The organism is Marinitoga sp. 1135 (genome assembly GCF_013363245.1).
GTDB lineage: Bacteria > Thermotogota > Thermotogae > Petrotogales > Petrotogaceae > Marinitoga > Marinitoga piezophila.
On the sequence record NZ_LBEZ01000020.1, the window covers coordinates 1 to 16,528 of the forward strand.

Consider the following 16,528-nt stretch of genomic DNA (forward strand, 5'->3'; position numbering starts at 1 on the left):
CAGTACCATCAACTGCAGCCCTTAAACCTTCTTTCATAAATTCGTTATCAAGGCCTTCAAGATCTGCTTCAAGGGATATTAAACCTTCTCTTCTTGCTTTTTCTGCAAATGAATATAATGTTCTTAAATTTTCAAACATATAATTCACCTCCTTAATTTCCTCAAATTCTATATCCGTGTCTATTATCTTTTCTCGTTTTACCAATACTTTTATTATTCCGTTTATGTATTCACCGAATTTCTCTTTTTCTTTTTTCGAAATATTTCCTTGAATAGTTGATCATAATATCCCATTTGCATCCCCCTTATTAAGTTTGTTGTTTGGCTTATTATTTGTTTTTATTATTTGAAAATAGTTTAGAGATATATTTATAACAAGAGCAACAATTAAAATTGCTGTCAAAGCTTTAATGTTTGGATTATAAAATTCAAAGAAATATAGGCTATTATACACAGCTACATAGATAATTAAATTTAAGAAAGATTTGTTAGAAATTGTGGTTAATAATATTGCTACAAATGCCATCACAATATATAATAGAAAGAGATTTAAGTCATTTCTGAGTATAAAAAGTATTCCAATGTAACTAAAAGTAATAGCGATAAATATAAGAAACCTTTTTAGAATTTCTGGATAATAATGTAATAACAATAATCTTAGATTATTTTTGTTGAAAAAGGAAAATATGTATCCACTCAATGAAATAAACACAAATATTATTATTCCCAGTATTTTAATATATCGATTATATATATCTGGTGGTTTTAATAATGGAGAATCTATAAAATATGGTTTTACAATTGTATTTTTCTTCAACGATGCATCGTATAAAAAAACCTTTATATCCTTAAAAATATTATCAAAATATCTGGTATTTTTGGGAATATATATTTTCATAATATTATCTTCCAGGCTTAAAACTGCCTTTGCTTTTTTGGGAAATGTTTTTGTATATTTTAAATTTTTACTTTCAATAGGCAAAGAACCATAATACAAATATGGTTCTTTTTGGAATATGTGATCAAATATCATATTCGACAGTAGCATGATTCCAGTAAAAGATAATAGCATAATTATAAAAGTAACCCATTCTTTTTTTAAATACATATTTATATTCGCCCCTCAGAAATGCTTCTTTTCTTTAAAATGCCCAGAGCAAAATTATTATTTATTTCTTCAAAATTTTCAAAGATTTCGCCGGAAATTATATCTTCAAATAACAGCTTTTCATTAAATTCCAAAGAAGTTCCAGATTCATCAATAGCTTTATTACATATTGCTTCTATTGCTAATTTAGAATCTGTAATAACTATTACACTTAGATTATTTTTTTCTTCAAAGAAGTTTTTTAAGACGATTAATTGCTCGATTTCCACATCTGTTTCATCTAATATTAAAACTATAATCTTTCTGAATTTTGTTTTATTTTTTAATATTTTTATAAAATCTGTTGTGTTCCATAATTCTTTTGAAATAATATGAAAAATTCTATGGCTAAAAAAAGAAAGATTTTCAGCATCTATTCCTTCTAAAAGATATTCTTCGGTATATTTTTTTGGAGAAATAATTATCTTAAATAATTTTTCAAAGAGAAAAGAGGGATTTTTTGTCAAAATCCCTAACCTTTCTCCTGTATTTAATTCTATATCAGGAAATTCTATAGATGTATTTGAAATTTTTAATAAAAGTTCTTCCATTTATCATTCCTCATACTATTTTATTATTTGTTTTTTAATTTTAAATATTCTTCCCAGTCTTTTGAAAATCTTTCTATACCTCTATCTGTTAATGGATGCATAAAAAGTTTTTCTAAAACACTAAATGGTATTGTAGCAACATCGCATCCCATCTTTGCAACTTCAACAACATGATATGGGTGTCTTACACTTGCGGCAATAACTTCAGTTTCAAAGCCATAATTATAGAAAATCTGTAAAATTTCTTCTATTAATTCAAGTCCCTGGTTTCCAATATCATCAACTCTACCTATAAACGGACTTACATATGTAGCACCGGCTTTTGCGGCTAATAGAGCCTGTAAAGGACTAAAGACAAGAGTAACATTTGTCTTTATTCCTTCGGAAGAGAGAGTTTTTACAGCTTTTATTCCATCTTTTGTCATGGGAATTTTTATAACAACATGTTCACTTATTTTAGCTAATTCCCTTGCTTCTTTTACCATATTTTCATAGTCCATTGATACAACCTCAGCACTTACCGGTCCCTGAACAACATCGCAAATTTCCTTTACTCTTGTTTCGAAATCAATATTTCCTTCTTTTGCAACAAGTGTTGGATTTGTGGTTACTCCATCAATAATGCCCCAATCCTTTGCTATTTTAATCTGTTCAATATTTGCAGTATCCAGAAAAATCTTCATATTGCCACCTCCGCAATAGTTTGTATATATTTATTATATCACAAATATAAGGGTTCGCAAATGCGAACCCTTATATTTTATAGTATTAAAATTATTTTTCTTTTGCAACAACTAATCTTATATTTCTAATCCATAAATCGGCGTTTAATGTTTTAGAATGAGAGCTTCCAAAAGTCCAGAAAATAACTCTTAAATATTTAATCTGTTTTTTATATGCAAGATCATTAACATTAAATTTTACTCTAAAATCAGTAGAATTTTTTAAAGGCATTGGGTTAATCCATAAGTATTCTTTAAACGGATAATCTGAAGAACTCCACACAAAAGCAATTTTATCAAGAGTATTTTTGTTTTCATCTAAAAATGCAAAAATAATCCCTGCAACGCTATAAGCTTTTTGATCAAGATTTTTTCCTTTTGTGACCAATCCTGCAATTTCTGCATAAAATTCTACATGTGTATCTTCGCAATAAGGTAACTCAAAATCTTTATATAAATTATTTTCAGAAAAACCATTTTTATGGATTCTATACCATACCGTGTTATTTAAAGAAGATAATTCATTTTTATTTTCATCTTCTCTTCTTCCGCCAATTTTCCATAATGAATAATCTTTTGGCATGAAGAATTTAAATTCATGATAAATGGTTTTTAAATTCATATTTGCAGATTCTGGAACAATATTTCCATTTACAGTTATATCTCCTTTTTTTACAGCTTGTTTTGCCATATCGTTTCCATTTACAAGATAATATTGATTTAACAGCTCTTTTACATTATCATCGATAACTATGATTCTTTTATCAGAAAAACCTGTTAAATCATTTTCTGGCGATACAACGGTAACTTCATATTGATTTGATGAATCCAGTAAAGAGCCTCTAAAAACAGTATTTCCAATAACATAATATGTTTCTGGAAATACCATAGTTCCTAATAAAATCAGAACAACAAACAGAAATCCTTTCCTCATAATATCCTCCTCCTTGAAAGATATAATTAAATAATATTTTCCCGAATTATATATCGGCGGATTTTTTTAATACTTTTAATTTTAAAAATACGAAATTTGATGTTATAATAATAAGGAAAAATATTGAGTAGGTGATACAGATGAAAAAGACTCTTGTATTTAGCAATCATTCAGACGAAATGCGCGTAGCACTACTTGAAGATGAAAAATTAATGGAAATCTTTTTTGAAGATCTGGAAGTTGGAAAATTAACAGGAAAAATATTTTACGGAAGAATAGAAAATGTTGTTCCGGCTCTTGAATCCTTTTTTGTAAATATTGGAGCGAAAAAAAACGGTTTTCTGCGATTTAAAGATACAACTATAGATCCTGATACATTAAGAAGAGGATCATTTATAATTGTGCAGGTAAAAAAAGATGGCGATGTCAGAAAAGGGCCACAGCTTACCATGCATATTAATATTCCCGGAAAGTATATGGTATATATGCCATTTGGCGAAAATAGCATAGGAATTTCAAAAAAAATTATGTCATTATCCGAAAAAGATAGACTGAGGGAAATTGGGGAAATGTTAATAGAAAACGAAGAAGAAGGTATAATCTTTAGAACGAACAGCGAAAATGTTGATTTTGAAAGTTTAAAAGAAGAATTTTTTCAATTAAAGGAAATCTGGGAGAATATAAAGGAAAAAGCTAAAAATTCAAATAAACCGGCACTTTTATATGAAGACGAAAATTTTGTTGATTATATATTAAGGGAACGATTTGATCATTCGGTAAATGAGATTATAACAGATGATAAAGAGCTTTTTAAGAGATTTAATAAAGAGATAAAGGAAATAAATGAAAATGTGAAAATAAGAAAAGTCGATATAGATGCATTTTCATGGACTAATGTATATGAACAGATGGACGATATGTTTGCAAGGAAAATAGAACTTCCAGGTGGAGGGGTTATAACAATAGATAAAACAGAGGCGCTTACTGTTTTTGATATAGATTCTGCAGGTAATGTGCTTGGAGAAAATGTTGAAGACACTTCATACAAAACAAATTTAGAAGCAACTGTTGAAATTGCAAGACAATTAAGGCTGAGAAATATAGCGGGAATTATATTAATAGATTTTATAGATATGAAAGATGCAAAACATAAAGAAGAAATAATAAATCTTTTTAGAGAAGAATCAAAAAAAGATAAAGCGAAAATATCAATTTCTGGATTTACAAAATTAGGGTTATTGGAATTATCAAGAAAAAGAACAACTCCTTCAATTGATGCTTTGTTATTTACACAATGTCCAATTTGTCAGGGGACAGGAAAAATAGCATCGCCAAGGATTGTTTTTAGAAGGGTTATAAAAGAGTTAGAAGAATCTTTGGAGGACTTAAAGAGAGGGCATAATATTAAAGAAGTATATACAAGTGTATATCATAATCTTTCAGGTTATTTCACCAAAGAGAAGAAAAAAGAAATAGAAGAAAAATTTGATGTAAAATTAGATCTTGATTTCAATTGGCCCGATCCTAATTCATATAATATAAGATATAGAAAGTAAAAGAGGGATGTATATGAGAATCCATTACCAGATACAGGAACAGATGTTTTCTGTATATGAAATGAAAAGAAAGGCAGATGTTTTAATTGTTGGGGGTGTGGAGATAGTTATAAAATCTGATTTAACGCTTCCACATATTGAATTAGCTGTTGATGGAATAGGAACGAGAATAGCCACTCATTTAAGAAAAATAGGAATAAGTCCTGTATTATTTGATTATATTGGCAATGATGAATTTAATGAATTAATAAATAGCTATTTTGAAAAAAAGGAGATATTATTTTTCTGGTCAAGACAGCCATATGGAACCAGAAGAATTTTAAAGCTATATGGTGATGGGTTCAATAAAGTCTATAAAGATTATAGAAACATAGAAAATATTGACTATACATTTATATTAAACAATCTTTCAGAAATAATAAATGAAGTAAAAAGCGTATATATTATTTTAAGCAACTGGAATACAAAATTAATAAGGAATCTAAAATTATTGGGCAAATTTATCTTTTTGGATTTTGAAGAAACAATAAATTTCCCTGAAAATTCTGAAATATTTGGAGATTTCATCTTTATAAATGAAGAACTGGAATTGAAAAATGTAAAATATCTATATAAAATAACATTTATGAAAAATGGAAATATTGTTTTTGAATTTGATGACATAAAAGAAGAAATAATACCTTTTTCTGAAAAAAAAGAGTATATTTTTGAAGCAAAATCTGCATTTAAAAGTATAATTATTAATTCATTGTTAGATGGGAAAAATTTAAAAGATTCACTACTTCTTGGAAATATAGCCTATTCATATGCTGTTGAAAATAAAGGAAAACAAATATCAAGAAACTTATTATATGAAGAATTTTATAAAAGAAAAGATGGAAATGGTTGAACCATTTCCATCTTTTTATTTTTTGAAGAACTTTATAATTTCATCAGCAACCTTTTCCTTTTCAATATCATTAGTAACAACATGAGGACTTTCTTCTAATACCACTGTTTCTATGACTTTTGAAGAGATTTTATTTTTTATAGTACTGGCTACACTCATTGGTACAGCTTTATCCTTTTTTGAAACAATAATTAATGTATCGCTTTTTACACTCATAAGCCTACGCTTTGCCATTTTTTGTAAGAAATATAAATCAGCAGCTTTTGGAGGACAATCATAGCTCCAATATTCTTTAGCAATTTTATTTAATCCTTCTTCTTCAAAATGCTCAACCTTTTTTCTTTTTATTTTTTTTGTAAAGAATTTTAATACGGGGGTAAATTTTAATCTCCAATCGCTCGCTTCTATGGCAGGTGCTGCAAGTACAATCTTTTCAGGATTAAATTTAGATGCAAGTATTAATGTTAATACTCCTCCCATAGAAAGTCCGGTGATGTAAACCTTTTCATACTTTGAATTCAATTCGATATATGCATCAGTAACCCTTCTTAACCAGTCTTTCCATGAAGTACTTAAAAAATCTTCAAAATTTGTTCCGTGGCCTGGTAATCTTGGTACATATACAGTAAATCCTTCCTCATTTAGTCTATGAGCAAGATAATACATTTCATGTGGAGTGCCAGTATATCCGTGTATAATTAAAACAGCAGTTTTTCCACCTTCTAAAAACAAAGGTTGAGAATTTTCATAAAGTATATGGGAATTTTCTGGAATATTATCAAAAAACATAATATCACTCTCCTTTGATTATCTGATTTTATTATATCACAGAATATTTTATAAAATTTATTAAAGTCCCCAGAAAAAATGACGAAATATAATATGAAGACATATAAAACAACGAAAATATCAGTTTTTAGACTTAATTAAAAAATTTTTTAAAGAAAAACTAAAGTAAAAAAAATTTCCGACGAAATATATTGTGAACACAAATTGAGATGAAAATAAAAAATTAAATAAATTTCACACGGAGGTGGAATTATGAGAATTTATCATAACGTAGAGGCATTAAACACATGGAGGACTATGAGTAATGTAAAAACAGAAATGGGAAAATCATTGGAAAAGCTATCATCTGGTTTAAGAATCAACAGAGCAGCAGATGATGCAGCAGGATTGGCAATCTCTGAAAAGATGAGAAACCAGATAAAGGGTTTAGATACAGCAATTAGAAACGCACAGGATGCCATTTCAATGATTCAAACAGCAGAAGGTGGATTGGACGAAGTTCATTCAATTCTTAAGAGAATGAGAGAACTAGCAGTACAGGCATCAACAGATACAAACACAGATGCAGATAGGGTACAGCTACAGAATGAATTTACAGAATTAAGAGACGAAATCAATAGAATAGCAAAAACAACACAGTTCAACACAAAGAATTTATTAGATGGATCATTAAGAGGAACAAGAAATGCAGATGTAAAGATAGTAAATCCAGGTTCAGCACATTTTTCAGTAGGGACATATTCATCCGGAATTACAGCAGATGCTAATTTTGTAATGGAAGTTGGACAATTTACTGGAGCAGCAGATTCTGAATTAGAAGTGAGAATTTGGAGAGTAGATGCAAACGGTAAAACAATGGTTACTACACAAACAGTTACTGCTGGTTCAGCAGCTGTGACGGTAGCAGGTGGAAGTGCTCAGATAAGTATAAAATGGGATACGGATCAAATAGCTAAAATAAAGGATTATGGTGGAACATTAGCAACAGGAACAAAGGTAGATGGAGGAGCAGTTGCAGTATATGGACAGGTAACAGCAGGGATGAATGGTGTAAATCCATTAAATTATCATATAGGAGCAAATGAAGGACAGGTAATAAACCTTGGATTTGAAAGTATGAAAGCAGATGATATAGGAATTACAACTCAAATAAAGATTGATTCACAAAAAGATGCAGAATTTGCAATAAGTGCTATAGATGCTTCAATATATAAAGTATCAGCATTCAGGGCAAAACTTGGTGCAGCTCAAAACAGACTTGAACATACAATTAAGAACTTAGGAGTAGCATCAGAAAACTTAACAGCAGCAGAATCACGTATCAGAGACGCAGATGTTGCAAAGGTAATGGCAGAGTACACAAGGCAGCAGATCTTGTTGCAGAGTGGAACAGCAATGTTATCACAGGCAAATCAATTACCACAACAGGCTTTACAATTATTGAGATAATAAATAATATAATTTCGGGCGGAATCTTTCGCCCGATTTTCTGCATAGACTAAAGTTTTATATATTACCGTCGATTAATAATTTAGGGAGGATTCCCAAATCAAAACATTTCACACGGAGGTGGAATTATGAGAATTTATCACAACATTGAGGCTTTAAACGCCTGGAGAACATTGAGTAATGTAAAGACAAACATGGGAAAATCATTGGAAAAGCTATCATCTGGTTTAAGAATCAACAGAGCAGCAGATGATGCAGCAGGATTGGCAATCTCTGAAAAGATGAGAAACCAGATAAAGGGTTTAGACACAGCAGTAAGAAATGCACAGGATGCCATTTCAATGATTCAAACAGCAGAAGGTGGATTAGATGAAGTCCATTCAATTCTTAAGAGAATGAGAGAACTAGCAGTACAGGCATCAACAGATACAAACACAGATGCAGATAGGGTACAGCTACAGAATGAATTTACAGAATTAAGAGACGAAATCAATAGAATAGCAAAAACAACACAGTTCAACACAAAGAATTTATTAGATGGATCATTAAGAGAAACAAGAAATGCTGAAGTAAAAATTGTTTCCCCAGGTTCTGGACATTTTGCAGTGGGAGCATATTCTGCAAGTATGACAAATGATGCTAATTTTGTTATAGAAGTAGGTCAATTTACTGGAGGAGCTAATTCTCAGCTAGATGTTATTGTGAAAAGAATAGATTCTAATGGAATAACAACTGTAGGAAGTTCGATAGTAACTGTAGGTGCTGGAAGTATTCAAGTTACTGTATCTGGCGGAGGAACTGTTACTATTACATGGAATAAAACACAAATAGCGAAGATAAAAGATTATGGAGGAACTTTGGCAAGTGGAACAAAAGTAGATGGAGCGGTTGTTGTAGCATATGGTCAGGTAACAGCGGGAGCAACAGGAGTAGAACCATTGAATTTCCATATAGGAGCAAATGAAGGACAGGTAATAAACCTTGGATTTGAAAGTATGAAAGCAGATGATATAGGAATTACATCGCAAGTAAAAATAGATTCACAAAGTGATGCAGAATTTGCAATAAGTGCTATAGATGCTGCAGTATATAAAGTATCAGCATTTAGATCAAAACTTGGTGCAGCTCAAAACAGACTTGAACATACAATTAAGAACTTAGGAGTAGCATCAGAAAACTTAACAGCAGCAGAATCACGTATCAGAGACGCAGATGTTGCAAAGGTAATGGCAGATTATACAAGACAGCAGATCTTGTTGCAGAGTGGAACAGCAATGTTATCACAGGCAAATCAATTACCACAACAGGCTTTACAATTATTGAGATAATAAATCTTTATTCCAGGCGGAATAAAAGGGCGAAGGGATTCGCCCTTTTTCTTTATATAATAAAAATAAAAAAACCCTCCAATAGGAGGGTTTTTGTAATAAATATCAATATACCTTTGATTTTTTGATCCAGTTAATAACAATAGGACTTGCAATGTAAAGTGATGAATATGTACCAACTATAACACCTATTGCAAGACCAAATGCAAATGGAGCAATTGCCTTTCCGCCCCAGAGAAGAATTGGCAATACAACAAGGAATGTTGTAATAGATGTATTTAATGATCTAACAATAACTTCGTTTATACTAATATTAACTATTTCTTCTATATCTTTTTTACCTCTTAATTTCTTCATATTTTCTCTGATTTTATCATATACAACAATAGTATCGTTTAATGAATAACCTGCAAGTGTTAAGAATGCTGCAATGGCTGCTACATTAATTTCAATGCCGAATAATGAATAAAAACCAAGAGTAATTATTATATCATGTGCAAGAGCAATAATAGCACCTACACCAAATGAGAATTTAAATCTTAATGTGATGTAAGCCAATAACAATACTAAAGAAATAATAACAGCATACCATGCATATGACTTAATTTCTTCTGCAGCATAACCTGAAACATCGTTGAATTCAAGAAAATCTATTGTTATGCCTTTTTCTTTAAATGAATTTTTCATTGTTTTTATTAAGTTTTCCTTTAATGCTGTGGAACCTGATAATGATTCTTTTAAAACAATTGAATATTGAAATAAACTTGCATTTTCAACATTTAGGTTTTTGAGTTTTACTATCTTTGCTGTTGCATAGTTAGAATTTATATCTGTTAATACATTTCTTATTTCATCTATTTTTAATTCTTTGTCAGCTGAAATAACAAATTCTGTTCCACCGGCAAAATCAACACCGAGATTAAAACCTTTTGTAAATACAAAAATTAAACTTGCCAATATTAATAATAGAGAGAGTGTTATAAATAGTTTTCTTTTTCCAACGAAATCAATCATTAGTTTCCCTCCTTTACAGCCGTTTTCTGGTACTTCTTCACGTTGATTAGATGACTTGTTGTTTCAAGAATAGACCTTGATACAACGAGGTTTGTAAACATACTACCAAGAACACCAATAATTAAAGTAATAGCAAATCCTCTTACTGTACCAGTTGCAAAGTAGTATAATACAACGCCGGCTAATACTGTGGTTAAGTTAGCATCAAATAATGTCCAGAAAGCCTTATCAAAACCAAATCTAACGGCTGTTAGAGGAGGTCTTCCGTGTCTTAATTCTTCTTTAATTCTTTCATAAATAATAACATTACCATCAACTGTTGTACCAAAAGTTAAGATAATACCAGCAAGACCAGGTAATGTAAGAATTGCGTGTGTTCCGGCTAAAACACCGAGTAATAATACAGAGTTGAATATTAAAGCAATATCTGCAACTACACCCATCCAACCATAGAATACAATCATATAAACCATAACAACTGCAAGTCCTAATAAACCTGCTTTTACTATTGTTTCAACAACATCTTTACCCAATGTTGGTCCAGTTGTTCTTTCCTGGAATTTAACAAGATCTACAGGAAGATTTCCAGCTTTAATTAAAGCAGCAACATTTCTTGCTTCGTCAATAGTCTGAATTCCTTCAATAACAGCAGAACTGCTTGTTATTTTCTGGTTAACAACTGGAGCAATTATAACTCTGTTATCAAGAATAATAGCCAATCTTTTTCCTACGAGATTACCTGTAATTAATTCGAATTTTTTGCTTCCCTGTGAACTGAATTTTAAGTTAACAAGAAAACCTTTTTCTCTTGTGTTGATATCTGCATTTGCATCAACAACATCTGTTCCTGTAAATTCAAATGGTTCTTTACCAAATGTAAATATCTTCTGTACTTTATACCATGTTGTTTCATCATACATATCTCTTACATAATCATATAAAGGTTCATCTTTTCCATTTATGGTTACATATCTATTTCTTCTAATTTCAGGTTTTGCATCTGAGGTTTGAACATCAATAACTTCGGCAAAATATAATTTACCTCTACTACCAATTAATTTTTCTGCTGTTTCTATGTCTGTAATACCGGGGATTTCCACCCTAACCCTTATTTTGTTTCCACTAACAACTTTTGAAACAACTGCTTCTGTATATCCAGCTGCATCCAATCTTTTTCTTAATACGAGGATAACGTTGTCAATAATTTCGTTAGGATCTGTTCCTTCATCCAGCTTCATATCATATTCAAGCATACTTCCGCCTTTAATATCAAGCCCGAGCTTGATATTTGAAAAATACTTTAAAATACCTTCTTCGTTGTTGTTAGTGCCTGTTGGCCAGAAAAACATCAATAAAGCTGCTACAAAAACAAGTACTGAAACGGTTACTCTAACTTTGTGTGCTTTCAAGAAAATCTACCCCCTTGACTATTTTTTGCTGTTTTCTTTATTATCTTCTTTGTTGGATTTTGATAAAACTGCTACTACAGAATTTTTTGTAATATCAAGTTCTGTTCTATCTGCAGTTCTAATTCTTATGAAATCGTTGTTTATGTTTACAATTTTACCAATGATACCTGATTGTGTAAGGATTTTATCATCCTTTTTTAACTTTGAGATCATTTCTTTGTGTTTCTTTTCCTGTTTTTTCTGTGGCATTATAATTAAGAAATACATTAAACCAAACATAAGTAATAATGGGAATAGTAACCCCCAAATACTTCCTGTTTGCGCTGTTGTTGCGGTTTGTGGAGCCGCAGCTGCTTCTGGTGGACCAAATAATAAAATTTCTTTTATGCTATTAAAATTCATGAAAACTTCACCTCCGATATATTTTTTCTACAATATTATAACACAGAATTATGATTTCTGAAAATTTTTGTGGTATAATTCTACCAGGATTTCTTAAAAAAATATAGAAAAATTTAATGACGAAAAAATTAAGGGGGTTGATTATTATGGAACTTTTAAAAGAATTAGAAAAGGTTATTGAAAATCTCGCAGAAAAATATAAAAAGGTAAAAGAAGAAAAAGAAGCCTTAAAAAAGGAAAATGATGAATTATATGCTGAATATGAAAAATTATCAAGAGAAAGAGATGAATTGAAATCACAACTTGAAGAATTAAAAAGAAAAGAAGAAGAAACAGAAAAGTATATTCAGGAAATTAATTATAAGTTAAAGGAAATTATTGGTGATGAAGTGGAAGAGGTTGTAAATGAGGTTGTTGAAGAAACTGTTGAAAATCCTTCTGCAGAATCTCACGAAAATCAGGGATATGAAGAACAGAAATGGTAAAATTTTAGGCGGTGACATTTGTGGGAGATAAGAGGCTGAAAAAAATACATTTTGATTTCCTTGGACAAACATATGAATTTCTTACTGATGAACCGGAAGAAATTGTAAATGAAATTCTTGATAATATAAAAAAAGATGTTGAAAATATATACAGTCAAGCAAGCAATATGGAGCCTGTGCACATATTGCTTTACCTGCTATTAAATGAGCATCTTGAAAAGATAGAATTAAAGAAAGGATTAAAAAAATTAATTTCCAAAGCCTCTGATGTCTCCCGCAAAAAGGAATAATGGGGTGTAAACAATGAAAATAGGTTTTTTTGATTCTGGAATAGGCGGATTAACCGTATTAAAAAAGGTGGTCGGGAATTTTGGAGGCCACCAGTATTTTTATTTTGGAGATACATTAAATGTTCCTTATGGTTCAAAACCTGTAAATAAAATAATATCTGTATTAGAGGAGTTGTTTGAATTCTACGATTCAAACAACCTGGATATTGTTATTGCTGCATGTAATACATCGGATTCTTTAATCACTCGTGGATATATGAATATGAATAAATATAATTTTAAGTATATTAGCATATTAAAAAATGCAGTAAGGTCAATTAAAAAAAATGATGAAGTTTTATTGCTGGCAACTGAAAATACTATTAATACGGGAACATATAGAGAATTAATATTGTCAAAAGATGTAAAAAAGCTTAAAGAGATTCCATGTCCTTTATTTGTACCATTAATAGAAGAAGGGATCTGGCATGGACCCATAGCAGAGTCTATAGTAAATTTTTATTTGAAAAATCAAAAAAAATTTAGTAAAATTTTGTTAGGATGTACCCATTATCCAATATTGGAAAAACACATAAAAAAAGCAGTAATAGGAGAAATAATTGACCCAGCTGATTATATAGTTGATTATGTAAGAAATGATATTCCGTATTTTAATGATATACCGCAAATTACTTTTTATGTTTCAGGATACATTAATAAATTTAAATATAACGTTGAAAGGATATTGGGAAAAAACAATTATAAAATTTCATATATTCATAAAGTCTTTGGGGAGATGGGGGTGAAAATATGAAACAGAGAAATGTATTGTTGATTACCGGTTTGTCCGGGGCAGGCAAAACAACTATTTTAAAGATACTTGAAGATATAAAATTCTATACAGTTGATAATGTTCCACCACATCTAATTGAAGAATTTATGAACATGATTTTGGGAAGTACCGATATAGAAAATATAGCTTTTGTTAGTGATATTCGCTGGAATGCACCTGATGAATTGAAAAAAGCAGTATTAAAGCTTCAAAAGAAAAAAAATAAAAATATAGATTTCAGGGTAATTTTTCTTGATTCATCACCTGAAACAATAAAAATAAGATTTAAAAAATCAAGAAGGAAGCATCCTTTGCAGGATTTACAACCATCACTTGAAAAAGCAATAGAAAAAGAAATTGAATTAATGACACCAATAAAGGAAATTTCTGATATTATTATAGATACTACCAATCTTGAACCCAAAGATTTTAGAGAAAAGGTTCTTGAATTAATAGAGCAAAAGAAACAGAAATATTCCACAGCTGTAAAGATAATAAGTTTTGGTTTTAAATATGGAGTTCCAAATGATCTGGATTATTTATTTGATGTTAGATTTTTATCGAATCCGTATTATATAAAAGAATTGTATGTTTTAACCGGGAAGGATAAGGAAATACAGGAGTTTCTGGAACATTTCCCAGAAACCAATGAAACTTTTGAAAAAATATTTGATTTTATTTCAAAGGTTCAGGAATGGTATTCTTCAACTGGACGTGTTTCAATTAATGTTGGAATAGCATGTACAGGTGGAAAACATCGTTCTGTATATATTGCAGAAAGATTATACTCAGCATTAATTAAAAAAGGTGTAAAAGCTTCTATTGAACATAGAGATATTAATAGGTGATAAAAATGTCTGTTTTTTCTGAAGAGGTAAAAATGGAATTGATAATGTCGAAAATAGAATATCCTGAAGTTGAATTATATGGATTTATAAAAGGAAAAGGAAGTTTTGTTATTGAGGAAAATAACAGATATTTAAAAATATCAATTTCTTCAATGAATACTTTAAAAAGATTATATAAAATTTCCAAAGAAATATTTGGTGAATGGATAACAACTTATATAAAGAATGAAAAACGCTTACATATTGGACGAATGGGGGAATTGATTTTTAATTTGATGCATGCTAAAATGATTTTTGAAGAAAAGGGGATAGATTTATTTTCGGATAAAGTGCCTGAATATATATCAGATGATCCATATATTTTTGGTATATTTTTAAAGGGATTATTTTTAAGTTGTGGTTCGGTTTCCATTACAAAAAATTATCATCTTGAGTTTTATTCAGATTTTTCTGAGGAGTTTGCGCAAATTATAATAGAAAATTTACAAAATCTTATTGGAATCAAAGCCAATTATATAACAAAAAATAATAAAATAAAGATATACGTGAAATCGTCTAAGGATATATTGAATACACTTGAATTACTTGGAGCCCACAAATCAGTGGAAAAGATATCAAATACAATAAAAGTTCGCGAATTAAAAAGCAATGTCTCGCGAACCTTTAACTTTATTTCAGCAAATGCGACAAAAACAGCAGAAAGCGCTTCTAAACAGATTGAAGATATAGAAATAATAGCTGAAAAGATGGGGCTGGAAAATCTTCCTGATGATTTAAGAGAAATAGCTCTTTATAGATTGGATAATGAAAGCGAAAGTTTAAGTGAAATGGCAGAAAGTTTGAACATTTCAAAATCTACGCTTTATTATAAAATGAAGAAAATATCAAAAATTGCTTCGAAAATAAAAAGGGGTGAAATAGAATGAAATGCCCTTACTGTGGACATGATGAAACAAGAGTGCTTGATTCCAGAACAATTGCAGATGGAACTGTTACAAGAAGGCGTAGAGAATGTTTAAAATGTAATAGTAGATTTACCACATATGAACGATATGAAATGCATAAGGTTTTTGTTATAAAGAAAAATGGAGAAAGAGAATTGTTTGATAGACAGAAAATTTTAGATGGATTAATCAAAGCATGTCATAAACGTTCAATAAGTTATGAACAATTGGAAAATGTTGCAGGTCAGATAGAAGAAGAAATTAGAAAGATGGGAACTTCTGAGATAGAAAGCGCTAAAATAGGAGATCTTGTGATGAAAAGGTTAAAAGAATTGGATCATGTTGCATATGTAAGATTTGCATCGGTATATAAGGAATTTGGAGATTTAGATCATTTCGTTAAAATAATCAATGATTTAAGAAAAAAAGAAGAAAATAATTAATTAAGGAGGTTCAAATATGGTTCCAGGAGAAAAAATACAATTAACCAGAGAAGGTTATGAAAGTCTTGTTAAAGAAAAAGAAGAGTTGAAAAATAAATTGATGACAGAAATTGCAGAAAGAATTAAAGAAGCAAGGGAATTGGGAGACCTTTCAGAAAATAGTGAATATGAAGAAGCAAAGAATGAACAGGGTAAAATAGATTCAAGAATTAAAGAAATTGATTATATACTTGAAAATGCTGAAATAATTGATGAGTCAGAAAGTAACACTGAAGAGATAAATCTTGGGAATACTGTTATAGTTAGAGATTTATCAAAGAATATAGAAGAAACATATAAAATAGTTAATTCTCAGGAAGCAGACATTTTTTCAGAACCAAAAAAGATCAGTTCAGATTCACCATTAGGTAAGGCATTGTTGAAAAAGAGGATAGGAGATAAGGTAAAGTTCAAAACTCCATCTAATAAGATAAAGGAACTTGAAATTATTGCTATATTGAAATATGGAGGTGCTTGA

The 16,528-nt window shown here is 30.0% G+C and carries 19 protein-coding genes; 11 read left to right on the top strand and 8 right to left on the bottom strand.

Going from position 1 to position 16,528, the window contains the following annotated elements:
• Window positions 1–280 precede the first annotated feature (280 nt).
• The 4 genes from XO10_RS08950 to XO10_RS08965 form a co-directional block, all read right to left on the bottom strand.
• Window positions 281–1,108, bottom strand: coding sequence for a hypothetical protein (locus XO10_RS08950; protein WP_175421412.1), 828 nt, complete (start codon window positions 1,106–1,108; stop codon window positions 281–283).
• 2 nt (window positions 1,109–1,110) lie between these two features.
• A complete protein-coding gene (locus XO10_RS08955; protein ID WP_075780728.1) occupies window positions 1,111–1,698 on the bottom strand; it encodes a hypothetical protein in 588 nt (195 codons plus the stop codon).
• A gap of 23 nt (window positions 1,699–1,721) precedes the next feature.
• Window positions 1,722–2,381, bottom strand: a complete 660-nt coding sequence (fsa, locus tag XO10_RS08960; RefSeq protein ID WP_014297253.1) for a fructose-6-phosphate aldolase — start codon at window positions 2,379–2,381, stop codon at window positions 1,722–1,724.
• Between the two features lie 91 nt (window positions 2,382–2,472).
• Window positions 2,473–3,354 (bottom strand): hypothetical protein, encoded by an 882-nt coding sequence (locus XO10_RS08965; RefSeq protein WP_014297254.1) that lies wholly within the window; start codon window positions 3,352–3,354, stop codon window positions 2,473–2,475.
• Window positions 3,355–3,494: 140 nt separating this feature from the next.
• Here XO10_RS08965 and XO10_RS08970 point away from each other — a divergent pair, with 140 nt between their 5' ends.
• A complete protein-coding gene (locus XO10_RS08970; protein ID WP_175421413.1) occupies window positions 3,495–4,910 on the top strand; it encodes an Rne/Rng family ribonuclease in 1,416 nt (471 codons plus the stop codon).
• Window positions 4,911–4,923: 13 nt separating this feature from the next.
• Window positions 4,924–5,799, top strand: coding sequence for a hypothetical protein (locus tag XO10_RS08975; protein WP_175421414.1), 876 nt, complete (start codon window positions 4,924–4,926; stop codon window positions 5,797–5,799).
• Between the two features lie 15 nt (window positions 5,800–5,814).
• Here XO10_RS08975 and XO10_RS08980 read toward each other — a convergent pair whose 3' ends face one another.
• Window positions 5,815–6,588 (bottom strand): carboxylesterase, encoded by a 774-nt coding sequence (locus tag XO10_RS08980; RefSeq protein ID WP_175418510.1) that lies wholly within the window; start codon window positions 6,586–6,588, stop codon window positions 5,815–5,817.
• 252 nt (window positions 6,589–6,840) lie between these two features.
• Here XO10_RS08980 and XO10_RS08985 point away from each other — a divergent pair, with 252 nt between their 5' ends.
• Window positions 6,841–8,037 (top strand): flagellin, encoded by a 1,197-nt coding sequence (locus XO10_RS08985; RefSeq protein WP_175421415.1) that lies wholly within the window; start codon window positions 6,841–6,843, stop codon window positions 8,035–8,037.
• Window positions 8,038–8,165: 128 nt separating this feature from the next.
• On the top strand, window positions 8,166–9,365 hold the full coding sequence (locus XO10_RS08990; protein ID WP_175421416.1) for a flagellin: 1,200 nt from the start codon (window positions 8,166–8,168) through the stop codon (window positions 9,363–9,365).
• A 105-nt stretch (window positions 9,366–9,470) separates the two neighbouring features.
• On the opposite strand, the gene secF is transcribed toward XO10_RS08990, so the two are convergent.
• From secF to yajC, 3 genes are read right to left on the bottom strand one after another with little or no spacing between them, the layout of a single operon-like run.
• Window positions 9,471–10,379, bottom strand: coding sequence for a protein translocase subunit SecF (secF, locus tag XO10_RS08995; RefSeq protein WP_014297260.1), 909 nt, complete (start codon window positions 10,377–10,379; stop codon window positions 9,471–9,473).
• Entirely contained in the window at window positions 10,379–11,788 is a 1,410-nt protein-coding gene (secD, locus tag XO10_RS09000; protein ID WP_075780731.1) for a protein translocase subunit SecD, read from the bottom strand. The genes secF and secD overlap by 1 nt, the downstream gene beginning before the upstream one ends.
• Window positions 11,789–11,806: 18 nt before the next feature.
• A complete protein-coding gene (gene yajC / locus XO10_RS09005; protein WP_014297262.1) occupies window positions 11,807–12,190 on the bottom strand; it encodes a preprotein translocase subunit YajC in 384 nt (127 codons plus the stop codon).
• Window positions 12,191–12,336: 146 nt separating this feature from the next.
• Between yajC and XO10_RS09010 the strand changes: the two genes are divergently transcribed.
• The 7 genes from XO10_RS09010 to greA are packed head-to-tail and all read left to right on the top strand — an operon-like array spanning window position 12,337 to window position 16,528.
• Complete coding sequence (locus tag XO10_RS09010) at window positions 12,337–12,675, top strand: hypothetical protein (protein WP_014297263.1); 339 nt, start codon at window positions 12,337–12,339, stop codon at window positions 12,673–12,675.
• 20 nt (window positions 12,676–12,695) lie between these two features.
• Entirely contained in the window at window positions 12,696–12,965 is a 270-nt protein-coding gene (locus XO10_RS09015) for a hypothetical protein (RefSeq protein WP_014297264.1), read from the top strand.
• A gap of 13 nt (window positions 12,966–12,978) precedes the next feature.
• On the top strand, window positions 12,979–13,758 hold the full coding sequence (gene murI / locus XO10_RS09020; protein ID WP_014297265.1) for a glutamate racemase: 780 nt from the start codon (window positions 12,979–12,981) through the stop codon (window positions 13,756–13,758).
• A complete protein-coding gene (rapZ, locus tag XO10_RS09025; protein WP_014297266.1) occupies window positions 13,755–14,624 on the top strand; it encodes an RNase adapter RapZ in 870 nt (289 codons plus the stop codon). Before murI ends, rapZ begins: the two co-directional genes overlap by 4 nt.
• Window positions 14,625–14,656: 32 nt before the next feature.
• On the top strand, window positions 14,657–15,550 hold the full coding sequence (gene whiA / locus XO10_RS09030; RefSeq protein WP_014297267.1) for a DNA-binding protein WhiA: 894 nt from the start codon (window positions 14,657–14,659) through the stop codon (window positions 15,548–15,550).
• Complete coding sequence (gene nrdR / locus XO10_RS09035) at window positions 15,547–16,011, top strand: transcriptional regulator NrdR (protein ID WP_014297268.1); 465 nt, start codon at window positions 15,547–15,549, stop codon at window positions 16,009–16,011. The genes whiA and nrdR overlap by 4 nt, the downstream gene beginning before the upstream one ends.
• A 16-nt stretch (window positions 16,012–16,027) precedes the next feature.
• On the top strand, window positions 16,028–16,528 hold the full coding sequence (greA, locus tag XO10_RS09040; RefSeq protein WP_014297269.1) for a transcription elongation factor GreA: 501 nt from the start codon (window positions 16,028–16,030) through the stop codon (window positions 16,526–16,528).

What these genes read in the sequence shown, in the direction of transcription:
- rapZ (WP_014297266.1), top strand. Translation starts at nt 13,755, where the DNA reads ATGAAACAGAGAAATGTATTGTTGATTACCGGTTTGTCCGGGGCAGGC.
- XO10_RS08985 (WP_175421415.1), top strand. Translation starts at nt 6,841, where the DNA reads ATGAGAATTTATCATAACGTAGAGGCATTAAACACATGGAGGACTATG.
- greA (WP_014297269.1), top strand. Translation starts at nt 16,028, where the DNA reads ATGGTTCCAGGAGAAAAAATACAATTAACCAGAGAAGGTTATGAAAGT.
- yajC (WP_014297262.1), bottom strand. Translation starts at nt 12,190, where the DNA reads ATGAATTTTAATAGCATAAAAGAAATTTTATTATTTGGTCCACCAGAA.
- fsa (WP_014297253.1), bottom strand. Translation starts at nt 2,381, where the DNA reads ATGAAGATTTTTCTGGATACTGCAAATATTGAACAGATTAAAATAGCA.
- XO10_RS08990 (WP_175421416.1), top strand. Translation starts at nt 8,166, where the DNA reads ATGAGAATTTATCACAACATTGAGGCTTTAAACGCCTGGAGAACATTG.
- XO10_RS08950 (WP_175421412.1), bottom strand. Translation starts at nt 1,108, where the DNA reads ATGTATTTAAAAAAAGAATGGGTTACTTTTATAATTATGCTATTATCT.
- murI (WP_014297265.1), top strand. Translation starts at nt 12,979, where the DNA reads ATGAAAATAGGTTTTTTTGATTCTGGAATAGGCGGATTAACCGTATTA.
- XO10_RS08970 (WP_175421413.1), top strand. Translation starts at nt 3,495, where the DNA reads ATGAAAAAGACTCTTGTATTTAGCAATCATTCAGACGAAATGCGCGTA.
- XO10_RS08975 (WP_175421414.1), top strand. Translation starts at nt 4,924, where the DNA reads ATGAGAATCCATTACCAGATACAGGAACAGATGTTTTCTGTATATGAA.
- XO10_RS08980 (WP_175418510.1), bottom strand. Translation starts at nt 6,588, where the DNA reads ATGTTTTTTGATAATATTCCAGAAAATTCCCATATACTTTATGAAAAT.
- XO10_RS08965 (WP_014297254.1), bottom strand. Translation starts at nt 3,354, where the DNA reads ATGAGGAAAGGATTTCTGTTTGTTGTTCTGATTTTATTAGGAACTATG.
- nrdR (WP_014297268.1), top strand. Translation starts at nt 15,547, where the DNA reads ATGAAATGCCCTTACTGTGGACATGATGAAACAAGAGTGCTTGATTCC.
- XO10_RS08955 (WP_075780728.1), bottom strand. Translation starts at nt 1,698, where the DNA reads ATGGAAGAACTTTTATTAAAAATTTCAAATACATCTATAGAATTTCCT.
- XO10_RS09010 (WP_014297263.1), top strand. Translation starts at nt 12,337, where the DNA reads ATGGAACTTTTAAAAGAATTAGAAAAGGTTATTGAAAATCTCGCAGAA.
- secF (WP_014297260.1), bottom strand. Translation starts at nt 10,379, where the DNA reads ATGATTGATTTCGTTGGAAAAAGAAAACTATTTATAACACTCTCTCTA.
- whiA (WP_014297267.1), top strand. Translation starts at nt 14,657, where the DNA reads ATGGAATTGATAATGTCGAAAATAGAATATCCTGAAGTTGAATTATAT.